Source organism: Leadbetterella sp. DM7, from assembly GCF_040829825.2.
Classification (GTDB): Bacteria; Bacteroidota; Bacteroidia; order Cytophagales; family Spirosomataceae; genus Leadbetterella.
Genome location: NZ_JBFOLH020000017.1, coordinates 69,109 through 95,369, shown reverse-complemented (window position 1 = coordinate 95,369; position 26,261 = coordinate 69,109). Strand labels below are relative to the sequence as shown.

At 50.6% G+C, this 26,261-nt stretch carries 18 protein-coding genes; 13 read left to right on the top strand and 5 right to left on the bottom strand.

The window, feature by feature from the left end:
* Positions 1-186: 186 nt before the first annotated feature.
* Positions 187-1,896: a tetratricopeptide repeat protein gene (locus AB2U10_RS16585; RefSeq protein WP_367915886.1), complete on the bottom strand. Its 1,710-nt coding sequence runs from the start codon at positions 1,894-1,896 to the stop codon at positions 187-189.
* A 314-nt stretch (positions 1,897-2,210) separates the two neighbouring features.
* Positions 2,211-2,480: a hypothetical protein gene (locus AB2U10_RS16580; RefSeq protein WP_367915887.1), complete on the bottom strand. Its 270-nt coding sequence runs from the start codon at positions 2,478-2,480 to the stop codon at positions 2,211-2,213.
* A gap of 383 nt (positions 2,481-2,863) precedes the next feature.
* Between AB2U10_RS16580 and susR the strand changes: the two genes are divergently transcribed.
* The 9 genes from susR (at position 2,864) to AB2U10_RS16535 (ending at position 19,713) form a co-directional block, all read left to right on the top strand.
* Positions 2,864-4,543: a SusR family glycan utilization regulator gene (susR, locus tag AB2U10_RS16575; RefSeq protein ID WP_367915888.1), complete on the top strand. Its 1,680-nt coding sequence runs from the start codon at positions 2,864-2,866 to the stop codon at positions 4,541-4,543.
* 265 nt (positions 4,544-4,808) lie between these two features.
* A complete protein-coding gene (locus AB2U10_RS16570) occupies positions 4,809-7,811 on the top strand; it encodes a SusC/RagA family TonB-linked outer membrane protein (protein ID WP_367915889.1) in 3,003 nt (1,000 codons plus the stop codon).
* Positions 7,812-7,822: 11 nt separating this feature from the next.
* Complete coding sequence (locus AB2U10_RS16565; RefSeq protein ID WP_367915890.1) at positions 7,823-9,310, top strand: RagB/SusD family nutrient uptake outer membrane protein; 1,488 nt, start codon at positions 7,823-7,825, stop codon at positions 9,308-9,310.
* 13 nt (positions 9,311-9,323) lie between these two features.
* Positions 9,324-10,781, top strand: a complete 1,458-nt coding sequence (locus AB2U10_RS16560; protein ID WP_367915891.1) for a SusE domain-containing protein — start codon at positions 9,324-9,326, stop codon at positions 10,779-10,781.
* 10 nt (positions 10,782-10,791) lie between these two features.
* The gene (locus AB2U10_RS16555; RefSeq protein WP_367915965.1) at positions 10,792-12,696 is read left to right on the top strand and encodes an endo-dextranase; all 1,905 of its coding nucleotides are present in this window, start codon (positions 10,792-10,794) and stop codon (positions 12,694-12,696) included.
* A gap of 12 nt (positions 12,697-12,708) precedes the next feature.
* Positions 12,709-15,162 (top strand): glycoside hydrolase family 31 protein, encoded by a 2,454-nt coding sequence (locus AB2U10_RS16550; protein WP_367915892.1) that lies wholly within the window; start codon positions 12,709-12,711, stop codon positions 15,160-15,162.
* Positions 15,163-15,285: 123 nt separating this feature from the next.
* Positions 15,286-17,412, top strand: coding sequence for a glycoside hydrolase family 97 protein (locus AB2U10_RS16545; protein WP_367915966.1), 2,127 nt, complete (start codon positions 15,286-15,288; stop codon positions 17,410-17,412).
* A gap of 50 nt (positions 17,413-17,462) precedes the next feature.
* Positions 17,463-18,485, top strand: coding sequence for an LLM class flavin-dependent oxidoreductase (locus AB2U10_RS16540; RefSeq protein ID WP_367915893.1), 1,023 nt, complete (start codon positions 17,463-17,465; stop codon positions 18,483-18,485).
* A gap of 145 nt (positions 18,486-18,630) precedes the next feature.
* The gene (locus tag AB2U10_RS16535) at positions 18,631-19,713 is read left to right on the top strand and encodes an NAD(P)-binding domain-containing protein (protein ID WP_367915894.1); all 1,083 of its coding nucleotides are present in this window, start codon (positions 18,631-18,633) and stop codon (positions 19,711-19,713) included.
* A 68-nt stretch (positions 19,714-19,781) separates the two neighbouring features.
* Here the strand turns inward: AB2U10_RS16535 and AB2U10_RS16530 are convergent, their stop codons facing one another.
* Complete coding sequence (locus AB2U10_RS16530) at positions 19,782-20,249, bottom strand: hypothetical protein (RefSeq protein ID WP_367915895.1); 468 nt, start codon at positions 20,247-20,249, stop codon at positions 19,782-19,784.
* A gap of 114 nt (positions 20,250-20,363) precedes the next feature.
* On the opposite strand from AB2U10_RS16530, the gene AB2U10_RS16525 reads away from it, so the two are divergent.
* Together AB2U10_RS16525 and AB2U10_RS16520 are read left to right on the top strand one after the other, a co-directional pair.
* Positions 20,364-20,708, top strand: coding sequence for a YciI family protein (locus tag AB2U10_RS16525; RefSeq protein ID WP_367915896.1), 345 nt, complete (start codon positions 20,364-20,366; stop codon positions 20,706-20,708).
* The gene (locus tag AB2U10_RS16520; protein ID WP_367915897.1) at positions 20,701-21,567 is read left to right on the top strand and encodes an RNA polymerase sigma factor; all 867 of its coding nucleotides are present in this window, start codon (positions 20,701-20,703) and stop codon (positions 21,565-21,567) included. The genes AB2U10_RS16525 and AB2U10_RS16520 overlap by 8 nt, the downstream gene beginning before the upstream one ends.
* A gap of 67 nt (positions 21,568-21,634) precedes the next feature.
* On the opposite strand, the gene AB2U10_RS16515 is transcribed toward AB2U10_RS16520, so the two are convergent.
* Entirely contained in the window at positions 21,635-21,871 is a 237-nt protein-coding gene (locus tag AB2U10_RS16515; protein ID WP_367915898.1) for a hypothetical protein, read from the bottom strand.
* 110 nt (positions 21,872-21,981) lie between these two features.
* Between AB2U10_RS16515 and AB2U10_RS16510 the strand changes: the two genes are divergently transcribed.
* Positions 21,982-22,449 carry a hypothetical protein gene (locus AB2U10_RS16510; protein ID WP_367915899.1) on the top strand — a complete coding sequence of 156 codons (468 nt, stop codon included), beginning with the start codon at positions 21,982-21,984 and terminating at the stop codon, positions 22,447-22,449.
* A 46-nt stretch (positions 22,450-22,495) separates the two neighbouring features.
* Here AB2U10_RS16510 and AB2U10_RS16505 read toward each other — a convergent pair whose 3' ends face one another.
* A complete protein-coding gene (locus AB2U10_RS16505; protein ID WP_367915900.1) occupies positions 22,496-24,868 on the bottom strand; it encodes a right-handed parallel beta-helix repeat-containing protein in 2,373 nt (790 codons plus the stop codon).
* 141 nt (positions 24,869-25,009) lie between these two features.
* Here AB2U10_RS16505 and AB2U10_RS16500 point away from each other — a divergent pair, with 141 nt between their 5' ends.
* Positions 25,010-26,254, top strand: a complete 1,245-nt coding sequence (locus AB2U10_RS16500) for an MFS transporter (RefSeq protein WP_367915901.1) — start codon at positions 25,010-25,012, stop codon at positions 26,252-26,254.
* Positions 26,255-26,261: the final 7 nt, after the last annotated feature.

Below are 26,261 nucleotides of genomic sequence, written 5' to 3'. Positions count from 1 at the left end.
AAGGCCCTTGACAACAACATAGTATCCCATCAGCAAAATCTCTGGCTAGCATTTCTTTAAAAAAACAAAATCGGCTGTCAAAAAATTATTCAACAACCGATTTCAATTCTATTTACTGAATATCCCTCAGTGGCGCAGATGCCCGGAGTCATCAATTATTGAAGAACCGCCGGGTCTGCTCACTCATTAATTACGGACGGAAGATATGACGGCACCGGAAGAAGCCAGCGATACATCGGCATGCTGCCAGGCTTTCTCAAAGGCGGATTTTATCTCCCTTGCTTCTTTGTCTTTTTTTTGCTGTACCAGCGCACGATATAGTCCGTTCAGCGCCCAGCCGTTCTTTCTCCAGGTCCGGAGATCTCGGCGATAAGTTTTTTCGGCTTCTTCGTACTTTCCGGCTTTGAGCAGTATGGCGCCCAGGTGATGACGTACGGGAAAAAACCAGTCGGGCGGTTCGTTATAGTTGAGATTATCTTCAATTTCAACGGCTTCTTTGAGCAGGGAAACGGAAGTATCCCACCGGTTTTCCCCTGCGGCGATTTCGGCGGCTAAAACCTTGTCCGCAATCTGTACGAGGTCTGCCGTGGTGTTGATATTCCAGATGGTGAGGTGCTGTAAAGTGGTATCGGCGACCAGCCCTTTCAGCAGATCATATTCTTTTTGTGCATTTTTCCTGTCGTTTTTCCCCATATAGGCCATACCGCGGGCATAATGCCGGATAGCCCGGGGATATACCAGGTCTTTTTCGGGGTGGGGCAGGGCCAGGAGGGTATCCCACAGGCCAAGTTTCACGGCCACATAATAGGGTATGGTATAATAATGCTGGAGAGTGCCCCATCCCGGCTGATCCATGAGGCCGGTGGCAGTATGTTCCTGTAATTCCTTTGCTGCCCTCCAGGCCAGCTTTGAGTTACCTTCCAGGGTGGCGGTAGCCGCCAGGAAGTGGTAATTATGCGGGTAGTAAGCAAGCGGATAAACTCCCTGAGCGTGGCAGGCGGTAGTATACAGGCTGTCTGTTTCCACAGCCCGTAGATTGGAGAGTGTGCCCAGGTGGTAGTCGCCGGTCCTGATGTAGATATGCGAAGGCATGTGTACCAGGTGCCCTGCTCCCGGCACCAGTGTATCCAGCAGCCGGGCGCTGGCCAGCGCTTTTTCAGGCGTGGCGGAGGCTTCGAGGGTATGAATATAGAAATGATGGGCACCCGGGTGCCGGGGGTGGGTTTTTATGAGGCGCTCTAATACGGTCACCAGCTCCGGTGTCCACGATTTGGGCTTTTGCGAATCTTTTTCATACAGGTCCCAGGGATGCAGGTTCATCAGGGCTTCAGCATAGAGTGTCCCGATATCCGGATCAGAAGGGTATTGTGCATATACCTTTTTCATGGCACCGGCATAAGCTACATCCAGGTAAGACCTGTCAGCAGGTGGCTGAGCTTCGTAACGTGTACCCAGGGCCCGGATCAGTGAAATCTCTTTGGGCGTACATTTGCCCGACAGCGATTGTGCTTTAAGGATGGCATTATAGGCCCTTGGATAGCTATCTTCCTCCATGCCGCCGTTATAGTTAGGCCCCAGCACATAGGCGAAGCCCCATAAGGCCATGGCACAGGCGGAATCCAGCCGTGCAGCTTCGTAGAATGACCGCGCTGCTTCTGCATGATTGAAGCCGTAAGCCAGCATCAGCCCCTGGTTGAAGTATTGTTGCGCCTCCTCACTGACCGTTGAAATTTTAAAGTCTATACCCTCCAAACCTTTGAATAACGGCGCTTTTTTACCGGAAAGATACCAGTTGTGATCCGTGGTTTCCGGGCTGTAACAACCGGTAATCCGCGAAGTTTCTTCTTTTGCCTCCTTCTTGGTACTACAGCCGGGAAGAAGTAAAACGGCGAGCAATGTTAAGTAGTGTCTTCCGGCCATAAGGATATCAAAAGCATAAATATAGATAAATTAATCTTAGGATGAAATATATTGTGCTGAAATTTAGGGTGTTGTAATTTTTTGGACAAAGTAAATAATTTCTTTGGGGCAGATGGGTGGTATAGTCCGGATGAGCAGTAGGGCGAAGAGGGCGGATCGAAATATATCAGGTAGAATAAATTTGTCAGAACAGGCAAAATTAGCCGGAAAAGCAGGAGAGCTATAAGCCAAAATGTTTCAAATGCATGGTCAATCCGTAGCATTTGAAACTTTTTGACTTTTTGGCAGGCTTATTTCAACCGGACATCCAGGTAAACCGAATGCCGGCCATAGGTGTCGCAGAAGGGCTTGAACACCACGTCGTCAATCATAAATTCCAGCTTCGTCGGATCTCCTTTGATCGATTTACCGAGGTCTTTGGTATCTCCGTTAAATACATAGCGTGCTATCATTCCCGTTTCACCGATCCCGTCGAGAATCTGGTCTTGCGCCTGAGCAGTGCCGGGCCCGGCAGCCAAAACCGTAAAAAGCAGGAAGCCCTGCAGGAGTACTTTGTTCATCGTCATAGTTAAATCGTTTACAGCTTTGCAAAACTTGGGAGAATACCGGTGTTGATGTAAGTCTATTTTAGAGAATGATTACATGCTATTAACTGGGGCAAAACGCCAGGGAGGTTTAATTCACCGGCCGGGGTTTATTTGGTGGATCAGTTAGAAGGCAAATAGTATCATTCAAATACATAAAAGTTTTAGTTATTCACAAAATACTTAATGTTTTTACTCACCCCTTTAAGTATATATTTTCATTTTGCCGGCTGATTGCTTTCATTTATAAAGAACGTGCGAGTTTTTATTATAAATGGATTTATCCGGGTGCTGTGAATCCGCCCTCAATCCTAATCAAAAATATATTCTGTAATTTTACGCAGACAACCCACCTGAATATGATCAGAAGCGTATTTCTTATCCTGGCCGTTTTCTGCTGTAAAGCGTCATTCGCTGCAAGCGCTGCCGACTCCCTGCTGACAGAGCTATCGTCTGCCATTAAGAAAAAAGCAGAGTACGACAGGGAGAAGGAGGGGCGGATTGCCAAAACCAAGAATATGCTCAAAACGCCGGACCTTAGCCTGTCGCAGCGTTACGGAATCCATCATCAGCTGATTGAAGAGTATAAGACATTCATTTCTGATTCGGCCATTCACTATTCAAAAGCCAACCTGGACATTGCCAACGCCCTGGGCGATGCCCGGCGGATCACGGAATCGCGGCTGGATCTCAGTTCCCTGTATGTAATTGCAGGAATGTATATTGAATCGCTGGAGCTGTTAAAATCCATAAAGAAAAGCCAGTTATCGCAGGAGCTGAGCGTCAAGTATTACGACAGCTACAAACAGCTGTACAATTATTACTCTCAAAACAACCCGTACACGCATCAATATATTCATACCAGCGCACTTTACCGCGACTCCCTGCTGACCGTTTTATCGCCGGAGTCTAACCGCTACAAGATTGTTCTGGCCGATAAGCTTCATGATGAGGGAAAGCTGGCGGAATCCAAACAGATCCTGCTGGAATGTCTCAGCCGGATGCAGGCCGACAACCACGAGAAAGCCATATTTGCCTACACCCTGGCCAATATTTATAAGAAGGAAGGAAACCCGGAGCTGCAGGAAAAGTATTACACCATTTCGGCGATTTGTGATATCAAAAACTCCATTAAGGAAAACGCCTCGTTGCGGGCCCTGGCCTCTACCTTATACCAGACGGGCCAGGTGGAAAGGGCCTACCAGTGCATCCGCCTCTCTATGGAAGATGCCATATTCTGCAATGCCCGGATCCGGACCTACGAGGCCTCCCAGATATTTCCCATCATTGATACGGCGTATAAAGAGCTTCTGAACAGCCAGAAGCGAAACCTTCAATTCTACCTTGTGCTGGTGAGCATCCTGTCGGTGTTCCTGATATCGGCCGTAATTTATGTTTACCGCCAGATGAAAAAAGTGGCCCGAATCAGGCAGGAGCTGTCTGAAATAAACCAGAAGCTGAATGAGCTGAACAGCGAATTAAAAAATAAAAACCTGGAGCTTCAAACGGTAAACCACGAGATCTCGGTGGTGAACACCCGGCTTTCGGAAGCCAATAAGGTGAAGGAGACGTACATTGGTAATTTCTTCAACCTGTGTTCTACCTACATCAATAAGCTGGAGCGTTTTCAGAAAACACTTAACAAGAAAGTGATGGACCGCAAGCTGGAAGACCTGTACCGCACACTCAAGTCGAGAGATATGATTGACAATGAGCTCAAAGAGCTATACGAAAACTTTGATAATACCTTTCTTCATTTGTACCCCAACTTTGTCGAAGAATTTAACTCCCTTCTGCTCAGAGAAGAGCGTTTTGTTTTAAAAACCTACGAGCTGCTGAATGTGGAACTACGGATTTTTGCCCTGATCCGGCTCGGTATTACCGACAGCGCCCGCATTGCTAATTTTCTTCATTATTCAGCCAATACCATCTATACCTACCGCACCCGGGTGAGGAATAAGGCAGCGGTGCCCCGTGAAGAATTTGAAGCCCGGGTGATGAGCATAGGGTCGGTAAAAAGATTCTCTGAAACCGAGTAAGGGGTCTCTGTTTTGTCGGTTAAAAGTACAAAAAAATACAATCATAGTTCTAAAAAATAGAATATTTGATCTATATTTTTTGTATTATTTTAATGTACTAATATACTATTAATTAGTGTATTATGTTATTATATAATCTATATATTTTCCATATCAATTTTTCAGGCTGAACACACTCCTCTACTTTTGTATCAGATGGAAAACCCCGGGTCTGCCCGGTTATTCAACCAAGCCAGCCATCTGTAATCATTAAAAGATGTATACTATGAGAAAAAATCAACTACCGTTTAAAGAACCGCCCTCTTTAAAACCCCTGCTCCTGTTCCTGTTTTTACTGTTCAGCCTTCATTTGCAGGCGCAGGAGGTACGCCGGATTACCGGAGTGGTTACCGATGAAAAAGGCGAGAGTGTGGCCGGGGCCACGGTCACCGTAAGAGGGACACAGCGGAGCGCCATGACTGATGCTGACGGCCGGTTTTCCCTGGAAAAGATGCCGGATGATACCCATCTTCTCATTTCGTTCATGGGTTACCAAACGCAGGAAGTAGCCCTGGAGGGGAAAAGTGAGCTGAGAATTACCCTGGCAGAAGACACAAAGCTGCTGGATGAAATAGTGGTAGTAGGCTACGGGGTGATGCGTAAAAAAGACCTGACCGGGTCGCTGGTTTCAGTGAACTCCGCCAAAATCAAGGATAACCCGGTAGCCAGTATCGGTGAAGCCCTGCAGGGGCGGGCCGCCGGAGTGCAGATTGTCAACGCCGGTGCGCCCGGAAGCAATGTTTCTATCCGGATCCGCGGACTGGGCTCTATTAATAATTCTGACCCCCTGCTGGTGATTGACGGGGTGCCTACCGACATGCCGCTGAATGCGCTGAATCATAACGATGTGGAGTCAATAGATGTGCTAAAAGATGCCTCGGCCACCGCCATTTACGGATCGCGCGGGGCCAATGGCGTGGTGCTCATCACTACCAAAAAAGGGAAGGCCGGCGATGGCGTGATTTCTTTCAGCACCAACTGGGGCTTTCAGAATACCACCAGCGTGCCCGAAATGCTCAATGCCCGGCAGTTTGCCTCTCTGCACAATGAGATGATGGCAGCTAATAACGAATCCCAGAGGCCCGATTTTGCCGATCCGGCATCGTGGACCCAAAGTACCGACTGGGTGGGCGAGCTGCTACGACCCGGTACCATGAAGAACTACACCTTATCGTATTCCGGAGGGTCTGATAAAAGCAGCTATTATGTTTCCGGAGGCTACTTTGAGCAGGAAGGTACGGTCATTAATACCTCCTACAAGCGCTATACCCTGCAATTCAACAACGAGGCAAGAAACAAGCCCTGGTTGAAATTCGGTAACCATCTTACTTTGAGCCATGATGACAAAAGCCAGGGAAATTACAGTGTGATTAACTCCCTGGCGTCTCTTCCTACCCAGCCTGTTTTTAACGATGACCTGACCTATTCGGGTCCCGGAGCCGAGGCCAGATTCTACGGCGATTTACGGAACCCCATTGGAACGGCCAACCTCGAAAGCTCGGAAACAAAGGGGTACAATGCCCTGGGAAACCTGTATGCCGAAATCAGCCTTGCTGACCGGTTTGTCTTTAAAAGTACGGGCGGAATAGACTTTAAATACTGGGATAATGTAAACTTCTCTCCCAAATACGACTGGAAGCCCATTCCGGTACCCAACTCTTACCGGGGCCAGTCAGCCAATAAAAGCATCACTTATTTGTGGGACAATACCCTGACCTACATGGATGTTTTCAAAAGCAACCATAACGTCAATGTAATGGTGGGCTCCAGTGCCCAGAACAATGTATTCTCCTACATGAACGGCAGCATTAAGGAATTCCTGTCGGATGATTTTAACCAGCTCAATAACGGGCTGCTGGATCCCACCGTGGGAGGGAGTAAAAGCGAGTGGGCGCTGCTGTCCTTCTTTGGCCGGGTTAACTACTCCTTTGCCAATAAATATTTCCTGACCGCTACAGTGCGGAGAGACGGAACCTCAAGGATTACAGAGGCCAACCGTTGGGGTACCTTCCCGTCTTTTTCTGCGGCATGGAGGATTTCGGAAGAAGATTTCTTCGGGGAAAACAGCCTTATATCTGACCTCAAGCTGCGGGCCGGCTACGGGGTAACCGGTAACCAGGGCGTGCTGGATAACTATGCGGCCTTTACCCGTTTGAGAACGTCGCAATACGTGTTTAACGGCCAGCCCGTTTCTACGCTGTACCCGCTGGTGATGCCCAACCCGGGCATCCGCTGGGAAACCGTGAAACAAAGCAACGTGGGCGTAGATGCCTCATTGTTCTCCGGAAGGCTGAACGCCACCTTAGATGCTTACATCAAAAATACCACCGACATGCTGGTCAGGATGGTGGTGCCGATCACTACCGGGTATTCGGATATCAATACTCCCATGATTAACGCCGGAGAAGTCCGGAATGTGGGATGGGAACTTAGCCTGTCATCGGATAACCTGCGCGGTGCGCTGGAGTGGACCACCGATTTTAATGTTTCCTACAATAAGAACAAGGTGGTCAAGCTCAATAACAGCGTTCCGATCTATTACGGGTACCAGCACCACCGGGAAGGCCTGCCTATCGGTTCTTTTTACGGGTATGTCACCAACGGCCTCTTCCAGAACTGGGAGGAAGTCAACAATTACGCCTACCAGTACCAGGGCGCTGACCCGGCTAACAGCACGGCGCCCGGCGATATCCGGTTCCTGGATATTAACAATGACGGCGTGGTGAATGACTATGACCGCACGTACATCGGGAATCCCACTCCGGCCTGGAGCTTTGCGCTGACCAATAACCTGAAATACAAAAATTTTGACTTCCAGGTGTTCTTCCAGGGAGTGGCCGGGAATGAAATCTACAATGCCAACCGGATCACCCTGGAGGGGATGTACACGGTAAGAAACCAGACTACCAAAGTTTTGGAGCGGTGGACTGCCGAAGGCTCGGGCACTACCGTACCACGGGCCATTTACAGTGATCCGAATAAAAATACCCGGGTATCGGATCGCTTTGTGGAAGACGGCTCCTACCTGCGCCTTAAAAACCTGACCGTAGGCTATACGTTTGACCGGGGTTTCCTGAAAAGTACCCGCCCGAGAATTTATATGTCGGCGCAGAACCTGCTGACATGGACCCGCTACTCGGGCTTTGACCCTGAAGTACAGGGGGGCGTGGATAACAGCAATTATCCTTTAACCAAAACCATCAGTTTCGGACTGGACATTAAGTTTTAATCTCTGCAAGCATGAAAAAAATAACCTACTTACTGCTGATTGTGCTACCGGGTCTATTTATCTCCTGTAGCGATTACCTTGACCGCGAGCCATTCGAAGAACCGAGCTCCGGAACCATCAAAGATGAAGCCTCGGCTATTGCCATGACCAATGCGGCTTATCAGCCGATGCAGCGCCCCAAGCTGTACAATATGAGAATGTGGACACTGGACATCATGGCCGGAAACAGCGTGGTGGGAGCCGGTGGCGGGGATGACGGTATAGAGACCATCCAGCTGGCTAACTTTGTGGCCGGGCCCGACAATTTCGGAGTGATTGACCTGTGGAGGGGGCCTAATCCCGGTATTCTCTATTGCAATAACGTCATAGAAACCCTGCCGGGCATAGACATCAACCCCGCCGTGAAAGACCGCTGCATCGGGGAAGCCCGGTTTCTCAGGGCTAATTACTACTTTATCCTGGTTCAGCTTTTCGGCGATGTACCGGTGAGCCTTACGCCCGCCAAACCCGGTGACGATCTTTTCCCGGCACGTACCTCCCGCGAAGAGATTTACAACAGCATTATTATTCCTGACCTCCTGGAGGCCATCCACCTTTTGCCACGAAGAGAGGAATACAGTAACCAGGACAAAGGAAGAGCCAGTAAAGGGGCTGCTGCCGGGCTTCTGGCCAAAGTATATCTCACCCTGGGTCAATACGATAAATGCATAGAGATGTGTAACCGGGTAGAGAGCCTGGGCTATACCCTGAACCCGGACTACAGCGATTGCTTCGGCGGAGAGGAGCGTAACAAAAATACGGCGGAGTCTTTGTTTGAAATCCAGTACCTGGGCCTGACCAAGGCCGGTTTCTGGGACGACGAAAACCAGGCCAACTGGTTAAGCACCTACATGGGGCCCCGGAACACCGGCTGGGTAGGCGGAGGCTACGGCTGGAATCAGCCCACAGAGGAGTTTGTAAAACTCTATGAAGCGGGTGACTTACGGAAAGACAAGACCATTCTTTATGAAGGCGGCCCTGCGTTTGATAACAAGCAGTACAAAAGCAGCATGTCGGGCACCGGCTATAACGTAAGGAAGTTCCTGGTGCCCCTTTCTGTTTCTCCCGATTACAACACCAACCCGGCCAGCATTATCGCTTTGCGGTATGCCGATGTACTTTTAATGAAAGCCGAAGCGCTGAATGAGCTCGGTAACACCGGGCAGGCAGCCGAGCCTTTATACGAGGTGAGAAAAAGAGCGGGCCTTACTAACCTGGCCGATGTGCAGAATCTCACCCAGGCGGCCATGCGTGAAAAGATAAGAAAAGAGAGAAGAATAGAGCTGGCTTTTGAAGGGCACCGCTGGTTTGATCTTATTCGCTGGGACGGCGGTCAGTACGCTTTGAATTTCCTGCATTCCATCGGGAAAGTCAATGCCCAGCCCAAACATTTGCTGCTGCCTATTCCGCAAAGGGAGATAGATGCCAATCCGAATTTAAAACAGAATTCCGGTTACTAAACTGATGTCAATTATGAGAAAAATACATGCATTTATCGGACTTCTCGTGCTGACCTTTTGCGGGATGTCATGTAAGGAGAATTATATAGAAACCAACCTCGGCGATCAGCCGTTGTCGCTGACCGCCAGTGCCGGTGAAGTAATGCTGGATATCACCGCCGATCAGAGTAATGCGGTAACGTTTAACTGGACACCCGGATCGAATCACAATACCCACTCGGCCATCACCTACACCTTTGAGCTGGGCGTGGAAGGGACAGGCTTTGCAGAGGCAGTGAAAACTACTTTAACCCAGGGAAGGAATTCGATGAGTTACAAAACCGGTGACCTGAACAGCCTGCTCCTGGAGAAGTTTAAGATCAGCCCCAATACGGCCGTCAACCTCGAAGCCCGGGTATTGGCCGATGTTCATCATGACCAGGTGCCGCAGCAGGTTTCAGAAACCGTTAAGCTTAAGGTAACTACCTATAAGCCGGTTTCATCTACCCTGTTTTTAATAGGAAGTGCGGCACCTAACGGCTGGAGTGCCGATAACGCCACCCCTATGAATGTGGTAGCCGGTGCTGCCGGCTCATTTACCTGGCAGGGAAAACTCAGCCCGGGGGAGCTGAAATTCATCACCACAAAAGGCGCGTTTTTACCTTCGTATAACAAAGGGGCCGATAACACCAGGCTGCTCTTCCGGGAGTCAGACAGCCAGCCGGACGAGAAATTTATCATCCCCACGGCAGGGATTTATAAAATTGTGGCTAACATTATCAACCTGTCGGTCATCATAGAAGCCATGGACGCTCCGGAATATGGTAACCTGTGGTTTGTGGGGCATTCTACGGCCTGGTCGTTTAAACCCATGACCCTCAATGCGGCCGATCCTTTTGTATTTCATTACAATGCCGAGATCACTGAAGGCGGGGAGTTTAAGGTAGCTACCTCTCCCTCGTTTGATTCCAACGTGGTTTTCCTGCGGCCGGAAACCAATAACCAGGGGCCGGGAACCAGCCTGAAGGTGGTGAAATGGTCGGAAAGTGAAAAACCGGGGGGAACTAACGATTATAAATGGAATATTCCGGGCGGGGTGTACAAAATAAAGCTGGATACCCGCGACATGCGGATCGATATCGTGAAGTTTACGCCCTTTACCATGATCTACCTGGTAGGAGATGCGTCAGCGAAGGGTTGGGATGTAGGTAATGCTACTCCGATGAACGCTACAGCCAGCCCGTACAAATTTACCTGGACAGGTACGCTGAAGCCGGGCGAATTGAAATTCACCTGTGATAAGCAAACCGACTGGAACGGTTCGTGGTTCCTTGCCGGTATGAACGGGGCGGCACCTACCGGAGAAGTGGAACAGATGATCTTTAGTGCCAAAGGCTCCGTTCCGGATAATAAATGGAAGATACCGGAAGAAGGAAGATACCTGGTAGAGCTGGATCAGCTGAACGAAACCGTCAAAATAGTAAAGCAGTAATGGATTGATTGTGGTGGGATGGGTTACCATTGTCAGTTCGAGCACAAACGAGCACGAGAGTGCGAAGTTTGCCAGCGCAGCTGACGAGAACCGAGCGAAGTCGAGAACCGAGCGCCTCTCGACTTCGCTCGAGGTGACAGGTAGCCACCTTACCCGGAACTTTTTTAAAATGAATAAACGGATTTTATTCCTATTATCTTTATTCCTGTTCCTCCTTGGGGCATGTAAGGACAAAGATGGCCCTGACCGCGAAATAATCACGTATGGCGAAACCTATTTTAATGACGGAATCCATACCGATAAAGCGCGTTATGCGCCCGGCCAGCCCGTTACTTTTTACCTCAAAGAATCGCCGAAAGAAAGGCTGACCGTAAATTACTATCATCTCGGCGAGCTGATTTCCAGCGGGGAGGTCACCTCTTCTACCTGGACCTGGACTCCGCCCGACAAGGATTACCGGGGCTACCTGGTGCAGCTTTTATCCGGAGAAAAGCTGGTGCACAGCATAGCGGTGGATGTTTCGGCGGACTGGAAGAAATTTCCGCGCTACGGCTTTCTTTCCTCCTTTGGGAACATGTCTGAAAGTTCGGTGGGAAACACCATTAACACCTTAAACCGTTACCACATTAACGGAATCCAGTTTTATGACTGGCACTATGAGCATCACCAGCCGCTGGCCGGAACGGGGGAGGCGCCACAGGAGGTTTGGCGCGATATCATCGGCCGCGATAATTCACTGGCTACCGTCAGGAATTATATTAAAACGGCCCGGTCGAAAAACATGACTACGATGTTTTACAACCTGGCCATGGGGGCGCTTGACAATGCCGCACAGGCCGGAGTAAAAGAAAACTGGTACCTCTTTAAGGATCAGCATCATAACCAGAAAGATTACCACCCTCTGGGCCCGCCTTTCAAGAGCAATATTTACCTCACCAACCCGGCCAATGAAGAGTGGCAGAATTACCTGGGCCTGAAAAACAATGACGTTTATACCGCCCTTGACTTTGACGGGTTTCATGTAGACCAGCTGGGAAACAGGGGAGACGTGTACGACTACCCGGGGCAAAAGGTGCAGCTTGACCAGACCTATAAATCCTTCCTGGAAGCCATGAAACGCCGGCACCCGGGCAAACGGCTGGTCATGAACGCCGTAAGCCAGTTTGGGCAGGAAAACAGTATCTCAAAGGCAGATGTGGATTTCCTCTACACCGAAGTGTGGAACGAGACCCGTACCTATGAAGACCTGGCAAGGGTAATTCTTGATAACGACGCGTATTCGGGCGGTACCCGGAAAACCGTTCTGGCGGCGTATATGAATTATGCAAAATCAGCCGGTAAAGGTTACCTGAACAAGCCCGGGATACTCCTGGCCAACTCGGTGATTTTTGCGTTTGGCGGAGCCCACCTGGAACTGGGAGAGCATTATCTGAGTAACGAGTACTTCCCGAATTCTAATCTCCAGATGAAGGCAGACCTCAAAGAAGAATTGCTGGCTTACTATGACTTTATGGTCAGCTATCAGAACCTGCTGCGCGACGGCGGCTCATTTTCTGCCGTGACCGTAAGCTCCGGGAGTAATCAGCCGGCCATCAGCAGCTGGCCGGCAGGGCAGGGGCAGGTGGCCGCCGTAACCAAAAAGCTGGCCGACAGGCAGGTGGTTCACCTCATTAACTTTACCCGGGCGGGGTCTATGGAGTGGCGAGATACAAACGGTACTCAGCCCGAACCGGAAACGGTGACCGGCCTGACCCTTACGGTAGGCGTAACGCAGCCCGTAAAAAAGGCCTGGCTGGCTTCTCCCGACCTGCTGAAAGGGCAGCCCCGGGCTTTGTCCTTCACGAATAAAAACGGGAGCATTGAGATTACCATACCCTCCCTTAAATATTGGGATATGCTAGTATTTGAATATTAAATCAATAAAAACATGACAAAATTTCTGATCATAGGTATCCTGCTTCTGCTGCCGGGAGCCACTAGCGCCGAAGACTGCATATCGTATGTGAAAAGCGGGAAGCAGGTGACCTTTAATACGAATACGGCTTCCAGGCTCCGGCTCGACATAGTGAGCAGCTCGGTGGTTAAAATCTGGTACGACCAGAACGGCAGTTTTACCCGGAAAAACGAATCGTTTGCCGTTATTAATACAACCCTCGAAGATGTAGGCGAGGTCAACGTCAACGATGAACCCTCCTGCTATGAAATTTTCACTTCTAAGCTCCGGATCAGGGTAAATAAGAGCCCAATGCAGGTGCAGATTTTTGACAAATGGCAAAAGCTGGTCTACAGCGACTTTAAAGAAAAGGGGCATCTTTCAGCCGGGAAAGCCGTTAAGGCGCATAAGGTGCTGAGGCCCGACGAGCAGTTTTTCGGCCTGGGCGAGAAAACCGGCCCGCTCAACCGCCGGGGACGCAATTATAAGATGTGGAACAGCGACAGACCCTGCTACAGCGTGAACGAGGACCCGCTGGCCAAAAGCATCCCCTTTTTTATGAGCAGCTACCGGTACGGTATTTTTTTAGACAATACCTACAAATCAGAATTCCGGTTTGGGTCGGAATCGGAAGAATATTACTCTTTTGAGGCTCCTGACGGGGCGTTTGTGTACTATTTTATTTATGGGAAAGACTACAGGGATATCCAGCAGCAATACATTTCGCTGACCGGCAAGCCTATCATGCCGCCTAAGTGGGCATTGGGTTTTGCCCAGAGCCGGGGGCTGTACACCAAAGAAAAGCAGGCCCTGGAAATCGCCTCGGAATTCAGGAAACGCCGGATTCCGTGTGACATCATCTACCAGGACATCGGCTGGACCCAGCATTTGCAGGATTTCAACTGGCGGAAAGGCAACTACTCCGACCCGAAAGGCATGCTGAAAACCCTCGGGAGCCAAGGCTTTAAAATGATTGTTTCCCAGGATCCGGTCATATCGCAGCGGGATAACCCCCAATGGACGGAGGCCGACCGGCTGGGGTATTTTGTGAAAGATGTAAGAACCGGTAAATCGTACGATATGCCCTGGCCCTGGGGCGGCAATTGTGGTGTGGTAGACTTCACTCTGCCCCGGGTGGCCGACTGGTGGGGAAAATACCAGCAGAAACCCCTTGACGACGGGGTTAGCGGCTTCTGGACAGACATGGGAGAGCCCGCCTGGAGCAATGAAGAAGACATTGACCGCCTGAATATGAAGCATCATATCGGCATGCACGATGAAATACACAACGTTTACGGGCTTACCTGGGATAAGGTGGTCAAAGAACAGTTTGAAAAAAGAAACCCGGGGAAACGGGTGTTCCAGATGACCCGCTCGGCCTATGCCGGGCTGCAACGCTACGCTTTCGGGTGGACCAACGACAGCGGAAACGGCAATGACGTGCTTGACGGCTGGGGCCAGCTGGAAAACCAGGTGGCCGTAGGTATTTCTGCCGGCCTGGGAGGCATTCCTTTCTGGACTACCGACATCTCGGGGTATTGCGGCGATATCACCGACTACCCGGCCATGGCCGAACTTTACACCCGCTGGATGCAATTCGGCGTATTCTGCCCCCTGAGCCGGGCACACCATGAAGGAGACAATGCGGTGGAACCCTGGATGTTCGGAGACATTGTGGAAAAAAATGCGAAAGCCGCCATTGAGCTGAAATACCAGCTGTTTCCGTATCTCTATACCTACTCGCGCAAAGCCCACGATACCGGCCTCCCGATTACCCGCGGGCTTTTTATGGAGTACCCCAATGACCCGGAGGCTCTTAAAATTGATAACCAGTTTATGTTCGGTGAAGAGCTCCTGGTGGCGCCCGTATTGAAAAAAGGAGAAAGGGTAAAGCGTGTGTACCTGCCTGAAGGCGAATGGATAGACTTTAACGATAAAAAAACCGAATACCTGGGCGGGCAGCTGGTTCCCTACAAAGCTCCGCTGAATACAATTCCCGTTTTTGTCAGGAAAGGCTCGGTCATTCCCATGATGCCGGTCATGCAATACATTCATGAGCAAAAAGATTACCCGGTAACCTTTCACATCTTCCCCAACTACGAAGACGAAAAAGCCTCTTTTACCTTGTATGAAGATGACGGCGAAAACCAGGATTACCTGGAAGACATTTACTCCGTTACCCGCCTGGTTTGCTCTACCGTGGCTTCAGGCCTTGATATCGTGATCACCCCGGAAGACAAAGGATTTGTGCAGTCGGAAAACCGCGATTTTATATTGAGCATCCTGCTGGAAGAAAAACCCTCAAAAGTGAGTATTGAAGGGAAAGAGGCCGCATTCACAGAAGGTACTGCTGCGCAGCTTCAATGGAGCTGGGACGAAAAATCGAAAAAATGTACCGTCCGGCTCCCGGATACGCGGACTCAAAAAGTAATCACCGTAAACAATTAAACCAAAATGAAGTATTTTAAAGCTATCCGCTTTTATGCATGGGCAGGTAAGGGGTCTCAAAGCTCAGGGCTCATTGCTCAAGGCTCAAAGCTCAAGGCTCAAAGCTGTTTTATCCTGGTTTTTATGCTGGTATCCCTGGGGATGCACGGGCAGACGCTTAAATCACCCAACGGCAATTTTGTGCTGGAATTCAGTATAAATGAAAAGGGAAGCCCCTTATACGCCCTTTCGTATAAAGGGAAGCCGGTGATTCAACCCAGCAGGCTGGGCCTGGAGCTGGCCGGCGGCAGTAAAACGGAATTCAATGCGGAAATTAGAAAGCAGGCAGACCCCAAAACCTCGCTTTACGACGGCTTTAGCCTGGCTTCGGTGAAGCACTCCGCGTTTGATGAAACCTGGGAGCCCGTCTGGGGCGAAACCAAAACCATCCGGAATCATTATAACGAGATGGAAGTGAGCCTCCGGCAAAACAGTACGGAAAGGAGCCTCACCCTGCGGTTTCGCTTATTTGATGACGGACTGGGCTTCCGGTATGAATTTCCTGCGCAGAAGAACCTGTCTTACTTTGTGCTCAGAGAAGAGCTGACCGAATTTGCCTTAACCGGAGACCACACCGCCTATTGGATTCCCGGCGACTACGATACCCAGGAGTACGATTACACCATTTCCCGGCTGTCGGAAATACGGAAGCTCACCGAAGCGGCTAAAACAGATAACCTGTCGCAAACCTCTTTTTCTCCCACAGGGGTACAAACCGCCCTGCAGCTAAAAACGCAGGATGGCCTCTACATCAACATCCACGAAGCCGCCCTGCTGAACTACGGGTGCATGCACCTGGAGCTGGACGACAAAAACTTCGTTTTCCGCTCGTGGATCACGCCGGATGCCAACGGCACCCGGGGCCATCTTCAGGCGCCTTCGGCCACCCCATGGCGAACAGTCATTGTCAGCGATGACGCCAGAGACATCCCGGCATCGCATATCACCCTTAACCTGAATGAGCCGTCAAAAATAAAAGACCCTTCCTGGATTAAGCCCATGAAGTATGTGGGGGTATGGTGGGAGATGATCACGGGTAAAAGCGAGTGGTCATACACCTATGACCTTCCTGCCGTGCAAATCGGCAAAACCGATTACACCCGGGTAAAACCGCACGGCCGCCACGGCGCCACCACTGAAAACGTGAAGAGGTACATTGACTTCGCGGCCCGGCACGGGTTTGACGGCGTGCTGGTCGAAGGCTGGAACATTGGCTGGGAAGACTGGTTCGGCAACTCCAAAGACTTCGTATTTGATTTTGTCACGCCTTATCCTGATTTTGACCTGGAAGGAATTTACCGTTATGCAAAAAGCAAGGGGGTAAAAATGATCATGCACCATGAGACCTCTTCCTCCATACGCAACTACGAAAGACACCTGGACAAGGCCTATCAGCTGATGAACAAATACGAATACCCGGCCGTAAAAAGCGGGTATGTAGGGGATATTATCCCGAGAGGAGAAAACCATTACAGCCAATGGATCAACAACCATTACCAGTATGCCCTTGAAAAAGCGGCTGAATACAAAATCATGGTCAACGCGCATGAAGCTGTAAGGCCCACCGGCCTTTCCAGGACCTACCCGAACCTGATCGGGAACGAGTCGGCCCGGGGAACCGAATACCAGGCCTTTGGCGGCAGCAAGCCCAATCACGTCAGCGTATTGCCCTTTACCCGGCTCATCGGCGGCCCCATGGATTATACCCCGGGAATCTTTGAAATGGATATTTCAAAAATGAATCCCAACAATAAATCGCACGTGAATGCCACCCTGGCCAACCAGCTGGCCCTGTATGTCACCCTGAGCAGTCCTTTACAAATGGCCGCTGACCTGATAGAAAACTATGGCCGCTTTCCGGATGCTTTTCAGTTCATCAAAGATGTAGCGCTCGACTGGGAAAAAAGCATTTACCTGGAAGCCGAGCCCGGCGAGTACATTACGGTAGCCCGGAAAGCCAAAAACTCCGACCAGTGGTTTGTGGGTAATACCGGCGGAAACACGCCTTTCACCTCCGATATCTCTTTTGATTTCCTGGATGCCGGAAAGCGTTATGAAGCCATCATCTATTCCGATGCAAAAGACGCCCATTATAAAGACAACCCCCAGGCTTATGAAATACGGAAAGAGATCGTCACCTCCGGGTCGCGGTTAAAGCAGGTTTCAGTGCCGGGGGGCGGCTATGCCATAAGCTTAAAGCCGGTGAAATAATGATCTATTCTGTCTTAACTTTTGTTATGGCTTAAACCCATAGCGGATTTATGAAGAAAATAGGATTTTTATCCTTCGGACATTGGTCTAATCACCCGGCCTACAGCACCAAAACGGCTGCCGACACCCTGCTGCAGTCCATTGACCTGGCCGTAGCGGCCGAAGAGATCGGGCTGGACGGCGCTTATTTCCGGGTACACCATTTTGCCCAGCAGCTGGCCTCGCCTTTTCCGTTACTGGCCGCCATTGGTGCTAAGACAAAAAAAATAGAGATCGGTACCGGGGTGATTGACATGCGTTATGAAAATCCGCTGTATATGGTGGAAGATGCCGGCGCGGCTGACCTGATTTCGGGCGGGCGATTACAGCTCGGCATCAGCAGGGGTTCGCCGGAGCAGGTCATAGACGGCTGGCGGCATTTCGGCTACGAACCGGCAGAAGGGGAAACCGACGCCGAAATGGGCCGCCGGAAGGGGCTGGAGTTTTTTGAAGCATTGAAAGGAGAAGGTTTTGCTGAGCCGAATCCTAACCCGATGTTTCCGAACCCGCCCGGTCTGCTGGGCCTGGAACCGCATTCTCCCGGCCTGCGCGACCGCATCTGGTGGGGATCTGGAGCCGATGCCACGGCCATCTGGGCTGGCCAGGTGGGCATGAACCTGCAAAGCTCCACCCTGAAATTCGATGAAAGCGGCAAGCCTTTTCATATCCAGCAGGCCGAACAGATCAGGCTGTACCGCAAAGCGTGGAAAGAAGCCGGGCATGCGCGTGAACCCCGCGTTTCCGTAAGCCGCTCTATTTTTGCATTGGTAAACGACCAGGACAGGTACTATTTCGGGCATGAAGCCGACCGGACCGATAAAGTGGGTATGCTGGACCAGAATACCCGTGCCATCTTTGGCCGGAGCTATGCCGCCGAACCCGATCAGCTCATTAAAGAGCTGGCACAGGATGAAGCCATTCAGGAAGCCGATACCCTTCTTTTAACCATTCCCAATACCCTGGGTGTAGAGTATAATGTGCATGTGCTTTCGGCTATTTTGGAACATGTGGCACCGGGGCTGGGGTGGAGATAAGATGAGACTAGGGAAAACTCTTGTGCCCGGCGAAGCTTTGCTGTACCCCAATCCAAAAAAGCTGACAGCGAATCATCGCCCGGCGGTTCGCTGCCCGGCGATTCATCGCCGGCTGAAGGCTGATAGTTAAACCGTTCTATTCCTAATGGAAGATAGGCTTCGTTACAAAACCGGAATTGCAGTCATTGGCGCGGGTCAGGCCGGCCTTTCCGCCGCCTACCATTTAAAGAAGCGCGGACTGGAGCCCGGCTCTGATTTCATCATTTTCGATGAAGCGCCCCGGCCGGGCGGTGCCTGGCAGTTCCGGTGGCCCTCCCTCACCCTGAGCACGGTGAACCGCATTCATGACCTGCCGGGAATGGCCTTTGATGAAACCACAGATACTCATGAGACCGAAGTGCGGGCCAGCGTGGCCGTACCGCATTACTATGAGACCTATGAAAAGAAATTCGGCCTCCGGGTATACCGCCCGGTAAAGGTAGAAAAAGTGTATCTGCACAGGGAAAGGTTTTATATCGATACCCCGGAAAACCGCTTTTCGGCCCTGGGCATCATCAACGCTACCGGCACCTGGGAAAATCCCTACATACCGGAGTATCCCGGCGCCGGCCTTTTCCGGGGGGAGCAATTGCACACCCGTGATTTTAAGACCGCTGAATATTTCAAAGGGAAACACGTCATTGTGGTAGGTGCGGGGATATCTGCTATCCAGCTGCTCGACCAGATCTCCAGGGTCACCACCACCACCTGGGTGACCCGCCGTGTGCCCGAATTCAGAGAAGGGCCGTTTGACGATGTAGCCGGCCATAACGCGGTGGCTATGGTAGAAGAGCGTGTGCGGAAAGGGCTGCCGCCTTTATCGGTGGTTTCGGTTACCGGGCTGCCGCTTTCGCCCGCCGTAATAGACATGAAAAAACGGGGCGTGCTGAAGCGCTTCCCGATGTTCAGCGAGATTACACTCACCGGCATCAGGTGGCCCGACGGAAGAGAGGAAAAAGCCGACGTCATTCTCTGGAACACCGGCTTCAAAAGCTCGCTGGCCCATTTAGACCCCGTTTTGCCTCGCGAAGAAGGGGGCGGGATCCTCATGGACGGATCGCTGGCTACCCGGGTAGCAAAAGAACCCCGGATCCACCTGGTGGGTTACGGCCCTTCGGCTTCTACCATCGGCGCGAACCGTGCGGGCGGTGCAGCCGTAAGGGAATTGATGAAGACGCTCGGGATTTGATTTTCAGAGGCCGTGATCAATAGTGTATGGGCATAAATTTACACCGCATCAGAGCATAAACTATATGTCTAAAAAGCCCGGATATGCGGACGGCTGGTAAAGGGAGAAAAAGCCCAGGGAATGGAGCTGAGTATGATCAGAAGTCCCACTGAATACCAGATGGCCATGGTCCTGAATTTTCCGTTGTCTGTGGGTTTACGTTTGGCTTTTGCAGAACCTATAGTGATAATAACAATGGCCATCAGCATCATCAGGCTGTGCTCCATTCCGAAAAAACGGATTTCACGGAGGCGCACGGCTTCCTTAAAATTGTGAAGGAAATAATCGGTGACAGGACTGACCAGGTAAAGCCAGATACCAATGAGAAGTTGAATATGGGCTATGGTAGCGGTCCAGTGCCTGACCGAGTTGTCCAAACGGGAAAACTCCCTTTTAGAAAACCAGCCTCTGAATGCCAAAAAAATGGCAATGATCAGGCTGATCAGAACCAGCCACCGGACCAGCGAGTGCAAGGGGAGGAGCGTAGAATAAGCCATACTTTTGTTTAAATATCTTTTGGAATCGCATAAAGATACCAGGATGATTCCAAAAAATCACGAACTTTGTCCCTGTTCTGAGATTCCGATCGTCATTCAATAAAAAAATTAACAATGAAAGAATTTGCATTAATTTTCAGACTGAAAGACATCCAGGATTTCCAGCCTTCGCCGGAGCAGATGCAGGAACGGATGAACTGGCTGGCAGGCATTGCCGCTCAGAACAAGCTGGCAGATAAGGGCAACACGCTTCTGCCTGCTGCCGGAAGTGCCAAAACCGTAAAGCCCGGTATGGTGGTGACCGACGGCCCCTATACCGAAATCAAAGAATTTATCAGCGGTTATATCGTGGTTCGTGCTGAAAATATTGATGAAGCGGTGGAAATGGCAAAAGCCAACCCTGTGTTTAACCAGGTGGGCGGGAATATCGAGGTTCGCGAAGTTTTAAAACGTGGGTAATACCGAACGGTCATATAACGAGCTTTTACCCCACTTATTCCGGCAGGAATATGCGAAAATGACGGCTGTCTTATGCCGTCATTTCGGTTTAAAGCATATAGCGATTGCCGAAGACATAGCCAGCGACACTTTCCTGAAAGCATCCGAACACTGGGCGGTGAACGGAGTGCCTGAAAACCCCGAAGCATGGCTTTATACCGTAGCCAAAAACAAAACCAAAGACTACTTCAGACGCCTGTCAGTTCTTGAAACCAAAATCAGGACGGAGCTTTGTTCCGAAGCTATGAGGCTGACCTTGCTGCTCACGGAAGACCCACTGACTAACCCGCCAAAAACCCATGCTTTGCTCGCCTTAATGTGTTTTCAAAGCTCGCGATTGGGCGCAAGAACGAATGCCAGTGGGGAATCCGTCTTATTCGGAGAGCAGGATAAGACCTTATGGGATGCTTCGCTTATCCAAAGGGGAAATTACTACCTGGTTAATGCCACCGACGGAAATGAAATATCAAAATACCACCTCGAAGCGGGAGTGGCCTATTGGCATACCACCGCAGGTGAGCACAAATGGCCGCATATTCTGCAGCTTTATAACCAGCTCGTTTTAATGGAGTATTCACCGGTTACCGCACTGAACAGGGGTTTTGCGCTTGCCCAGGTTTACGGAAATGAAAAGGCGATCAGGGAAGTGGAGAAACTGAACCTGACCGGCAATACGTATTATCATCAACTGTTAGGATATTTATACGCAGATACTAACCGGACCCAATCTATAGAACATTACGTAAAGGCTATCTGGCTGACCAGGTCTGATCCGGAAAAGCAGACATTGAAAACTGCGTTGAAACAGCTCCGCGCCTGAGATCTTTGCTAAGCAGGGTGAACCTAGTCTTCCTCCGGTCAGCTACCCGGAAATACGGGCCGATAGCTCACTGATCAAAATTATCTTCAAAAGCAACCGCCCCGTTTATACCGGTCAGCTTTACATGATCAATAGAGCCGGTGCCGCTGAAAATATAGGTAAGGGCCATGATATTCCCGAAATCCTCCCGGAATGTTTCCGAGAACAGCCGCTGCCCGTTCAGGGTAATTTCCGCTTTCCTGTTTTCTACCCGGATCTGGGTAGGTAACGGCTCGGAAGGCTGGTTCAGAAACCTGAAGACCATTCCGGAGGATTGACCTACTGAACAAAACCGGGGAATAACGAACCGGCGACATTTGTTGCAGCATCGCTTTCTGCGGGTTATATTTGTAAAGCAATATTTAAATCAATACCATGAAATTACATCATCCCCGGGCACTATTCCTTTTTCTATCCCTCCTGGCATTTGCGTGCAATAAACAGTCAAAGGATACGGATAACAACGGCGCAGACGAAATAAAGGTAATGATACCCGCTCAAACCTGCTACATGGGCACCATCGGCAGGGACAGCATCTTTTTGAAGACGGAACGGTTTCCTAACGTGGTTACGGGCACGCTGGAATATAAAAATTATGAGAAAGACCGGAGCACCGGTACGATTGACGGGATAATGAACGGTGATACCCTCGTAGCCGACTATACATTTACTTCGGAAGGAACAGAATCGGTAGCCCAGGTGGTTTTCCTCCTGCAAGGCGATACGGCCATGGAAGGGTATGGCGAAAAGGAAGAAAAAGACGGGAAAATGGTATTCAAAGACCTTAGGAGAATTTCATTTGATAATCCGGTGAAGCTCAATAAGGTAGAATGCCATCATTAAAATACCGGGCGGCTGCCGGCGCACTGCAGATTTCCCCGGAATAACCTTACCGCTGCAGTACAATCATTATCTCTTTTTCTTCCTGGTTTCTGAAGATAGCGGCTTTCAGCGATCCCTTCCATTTATTTTCTTCTGTGAGCGTTAGGAGCTGTCCGAGAGACGACAGGGGCTCGCCGCAAAAGCTGCGGAGCACGTCGCCCGGGCGCAGCCCGGCGCGGGCCAGCAGGCCGTCTTCTTTCAGCGCGGTAATGATCACGCCCCTTTCATCGGGAAGGCCGTAGGCTGAGCGATCGCCCAAGCCTTCTACCGCCCTTACGCGGCCGTCCAGCCACCCTATTTCTTTCTGTGTCTGGTATTTGCCGGTGATCACCAGTTCGGGAAAAGCCGGTTGGCGGGCCAGTTTTTTCAGGTGAGGACTGTAGACACCAAATTGGTCCATGGGGATATTCTCAAAGCCGGTGTTAAAGGCCAGACTTCCTGCCGGCAGGGTATAATTACCGTGCAGGGCATCGGCAAAGAGGAGCGGACCACTGGCACTGTGGACATCCGTATGATTTTTCTGTGCTTTTTCCAGGTCTTCTTCAGAGGCAAAAAAATTATGATCCACCGTTTTTCCCCAACCCTTGAGAGCGATAGGATAGTAGGGGCGCATAACGATATTCCGTTGGAAGACATCGTGACTGTTGGCAAACCAGACATGCGGGTGAAAGGAATTATTGACCATGATATTATTCTCTACCGTTCGGTAAAACCCTTCGCGCAACTTAATACCGCCCTGCAGGCAGAGGTTATTGTAAATGTGGTAATTGGAGCTGCCGTCGTCGAGGTCGATATCCCACCCGTGATCGCAGCGGAAGCGGTTATTGCGGAGGGTGGTGGTATACAGCGCATCCAGCAGGATAAGTTCCGGATGTTCTGAGGTTAAACGGTCCATTACAGCCCGGTCGGGATGCCAGAAGCGGTCGCGGCCCCAGGAGTTGAAAGCGCCGTGATCGCTGGTTTCCAGTACAGTGTCAAACACATCGTTATATTCAATGAGGTGCCCGCCGAAGGCGCCATCGCCCACATTGATGCCCGCCCGGGGCACCTGGTAGATGCTGTTATGGCGTACGGTGATCTGCGCGGCCAGCTGAATCTGCACACCGGCCACCTGCTTTTCCACCTGCCCGATATCGTGAATCAGGTTATCTTCTATGACACACTGCCGCGGGTAAAGCGGGTTGGCCGGTCCGGGCGTCTTGTCCAGTTGATCATAAGGCACAAATAAGCGGTATTCCAGCGATCCGGAACGTACTGCCGAGGTATCGCCCACCACACATACGGCACTGGCACCAATGCGGTGGAAATGGTTTTGCTTTACTTTATTGTTCAGGCCGTACCGGCTGATAAAGAGGGCGTTGCCACCAAGGTCGGTAAATTCACATCCGGTAACCGTGCAGTCTGTGGTATTTTCAAGCAGCAGGGCCGCGCCCCGGTAAATCCGCCAGTCGCTGCGCATCAGCGGCTCATAGGCCTCCATAAAGGTGCGCCGGGTATGCTTGAACGTAAGGTTCTGTAGGGTCACCTGATTCAACGGGTTTCCCGGCGTTCCGCGGAGTTCGATCAGGAGGGGCAATACCGACACTTCCACACTGGCGGTGCCCGGTTTTTCGCCCTCCTGCGGGTAATAATACAGTACCCGTTTCTCCCGGTCAAGAAACCATTCGCCGGGGGCATCCAGCTCTTCGCGTATATTTTCCACAAAGCGGTAGCGGGTATGCATGGGTGAGGGGCGGTTATTCTGAAAGCCGCCTTCGTAAACCACTTCATCGCCTTTTTTGCCGGTGATCCAGTAATGCATATCGCCCCATTGGCCGCTGTGCATGACGTGTATAAAACCACCCGCCGGGTTTGCCCACCTTTTTACCCGTTCTGGCGAAAGGGCATCTGCTGCGGTACCGTTAAAAACAGTGCCTGCCGTCTGGTTCGGGTACCGCGCCGGGACACGTGCAGTGCCGTTGATAAAGAGCTGATCAAAACCGGTAAAATCCACTGCGCTTTCCCACAGATTGCCGGCCGATCTCTTCCATTTCAGGTTTAGTTTTTTTCCGCCGCTCAGCGTAACTTTCTCTCCGGCATAGGCTGAAATCAGCAGTTTCTTCCCCCGTAAGCTTCCGGAAGTAACCTGTAGCGGTTTATCCAGGTAATAGGTGCCATGCCGCAAGTAAACCGTTATGGAGGAAGAGGCGGACTCCTGTGCTTTTTCAAGGGCGGCGGCCAGGGTTTTTAAGGGACGTTCCTGTGTACCGCTCTGGGTATCGGCACCGTTAGGGGCCACGAACAGTGTTTTAACCGACGGCGTATCCAGCCTGTTGGCGGATTGCGCAGCAGGTGTCAGATGAACAAACAAAAGGATAAGCAGGTGCGGGAAATATTTCATCGTTGATGGGTTGAAATGACAAATAAAGCAACTGGTGATCTGATTTACAAGAAAACAGCTGTACAGACTATACTATAACGTCGTATATAATATGAAGTAAAAGAAAAATAAGATACCTTTGCCCGCTTAATTTTTAATACTTTGGAAACACCTTCCTCTCAGACCTTTACAGGCTATCAGACATTTGTTATCGTTATTCTTGCATTTATCCTTTTCACGGTGATGCTCGATTTCATGGTTTTGTCGCCCCTGGGCAACATCCTTATGACCAGCATGAAGCTTAGCCCGCAGCAGTTCGGGTCGGTGGTTTCGGCGTACGCCATCAGTGCCTGTGTATCGGGCTTCCTGACGGCCGGTTTTGCAGATAAATACGACCGGAAAAAGCTATTGCTTTTCTTCTATACAGGCTTTATCATCGGTACATTGTTCTGTGCTCTCGCTAACAGCTATAGCACTTTGCTGGCAGCCCGTATTTTTACCGGGGTTTTCGGCGGTGTGATCGGCTCAATTTCCATGGCTATTGTCACTGATCTGTTTGCGCTGGAACAACGCGGGAAAGTGATGGGGCTTATCCAGATGGCCTTTGCGGGCAGCCAGATCCTGGGTATTCCCCTGGGGCTGTGGATGGCTACCCGTTGGGGCTGGCATTCTACTTTTTTTGCCATTGTGATTGTGGCGGTTTTTACCGGAATTGCCGTGGTGCTCCGCCTGAAGCCTGTGAATGAGCACCTGAAAATACAAAACAGCAAAAGCCCGCTTTTGCATTTATGGCATACGGTACGGAAAAAAGATTACCGCACCGGGTTTGTAGCCATTATGCTGCTTTCCATGGGCGGATTCATGATTGCTCCGTTCAGCAGTGATTTTTATGTCAACAATGTGAAGATCCGCATGGAAGACGTGCCTGTTATCTTCATGTGCAGCGGTATCGCATCGGTTTTCATTATGCCGGTTATCGGGAAGCTGAGCGACAGGTTCGACAAGCTGGGCATGTTTATCTTCGGTACCGTCATTGCCTGTATTATGGTGGTTATTTCCACCAACCTGGGTCCAACACCCCTGTGGGAAGTGATTGTGATCAATGTCCTTATGTTTGTGGGCATTATGAGCCGTATGGTTCCTTCGCAAGCCCTGAACTCGGCTATTCCGGATGCCGCAGACAGGGGTGCTTATATGAGCATTAACTCCTCCCTGCAACAGCTGGCCGGTGGCTTAGGGGCGATCTCGGCAGGCTTTATCGTGGTTAAGGCCGATGCCACCAGCCCGTTACAGCATTTTAATACGCTCGGCTACGTAATGGTAGGCATTATGTTGCTCTGTATTTTCCTGATGTGGCGGGTAAGCAGGATGGTGAAAGCCAAAATGGCTAAGCGTACCGGGGTATAATTTGTTT

Coding starts and splice junctions, on each gene's coding strand:
- AB2U10_RS16580 (WP_367915887.1), bottom strand. CDS start 2,480: ATGAACAAAGTACTCCTGCAGGGCTTCCTGCTTTTTACGGTTTTGGCT.
- AB2U10_RS16550 (WP_367915892.1), top strand. CDS start 12,709: ATGACAAAATTTCTGATCATAGGTATCCTGCTTCTGCTGCCGGGAGCC.
- AB2U10_RS16570 (WP_367915889.1), top strand. CDS start 4,809: ATGAGAAAAAATCAACTACCGTTTAAAGAACCGCCCTCTTTAAAACCC.
- AB2U10_RS16510 (WP_367915899.1), top strand. CDS start 21,982: ATGAAATTACATCATCCCCGGGCACTATTCCTTTTTCTATCCCTCCTG.
- susR (WP_367915888.1), top strand. CDS start 2,864: ATGATCAGAAGCGTATTTCTTATCCTGGCCGTTTTCTGCTGTAAAGCG.
- AB2U10_RS16505 (WP_367915900.1), bottom strand. CDS start 24,868: ATGAAATATTTCCCGCACCTGCTTATCCTTTTGTTTGTTCATCTGACA.
- AB2U10_RS16540 (WP_367915893.1), top strand. CDS start 17,463: ATGAAGAAAATAGGATTTTTATCCTTCGGACATTGGTCTAATCACCCG.
- AB2U10_RS16560 (WP_367915891.1), top strand. CDS start 9,324: ATGAGAAAAATACATGCATTTATCGGACTTCTCGTGCTGACCTTTTGC.
- AB2U10_RS16525 (WP_367915896.1), top strand. CDS start 20,364: ATGAAAGAATTTGCATTAATTTTCAGACTGAAAGACATCCAGGATTTC.
- AB2U10_RS16515 (WP_367915898.1), bottom strand. CDS start 21,871: ATGGTCTTCAGGTTTCTGAACCAGCCTTCCGAGCCGTTACCTACCCAG.
- AB2U10_RS16535 (WP_367915894.1), top strand. CDS start 18,631: ATGGAAGATAGGCTTCGTTACAAAACCGGAATTGCAGTCATTGGCGCG.
- AB2U10_RS16545 (WP_367915966.1), top strand. CDS start 15,286: ATGCTGGTATCCCTGGGGATGCACGGGCAGACGCTTAAATCACCCAAC.
- AB2U10_RS16530 (WP_367915895.1), bottom strand. CDS start 20,249: ATGGCTTATTCTACGCTCCTCCCCTTGCACTCGCTGGTCCGGTGGCTG.
- AB2U10_RS16565 (WP_367915890.1), top strand. CDS start 7,823: ATGAAAAAAATAACCTACTTACTGCTGATTGTGCTACCGGGTCTATTT.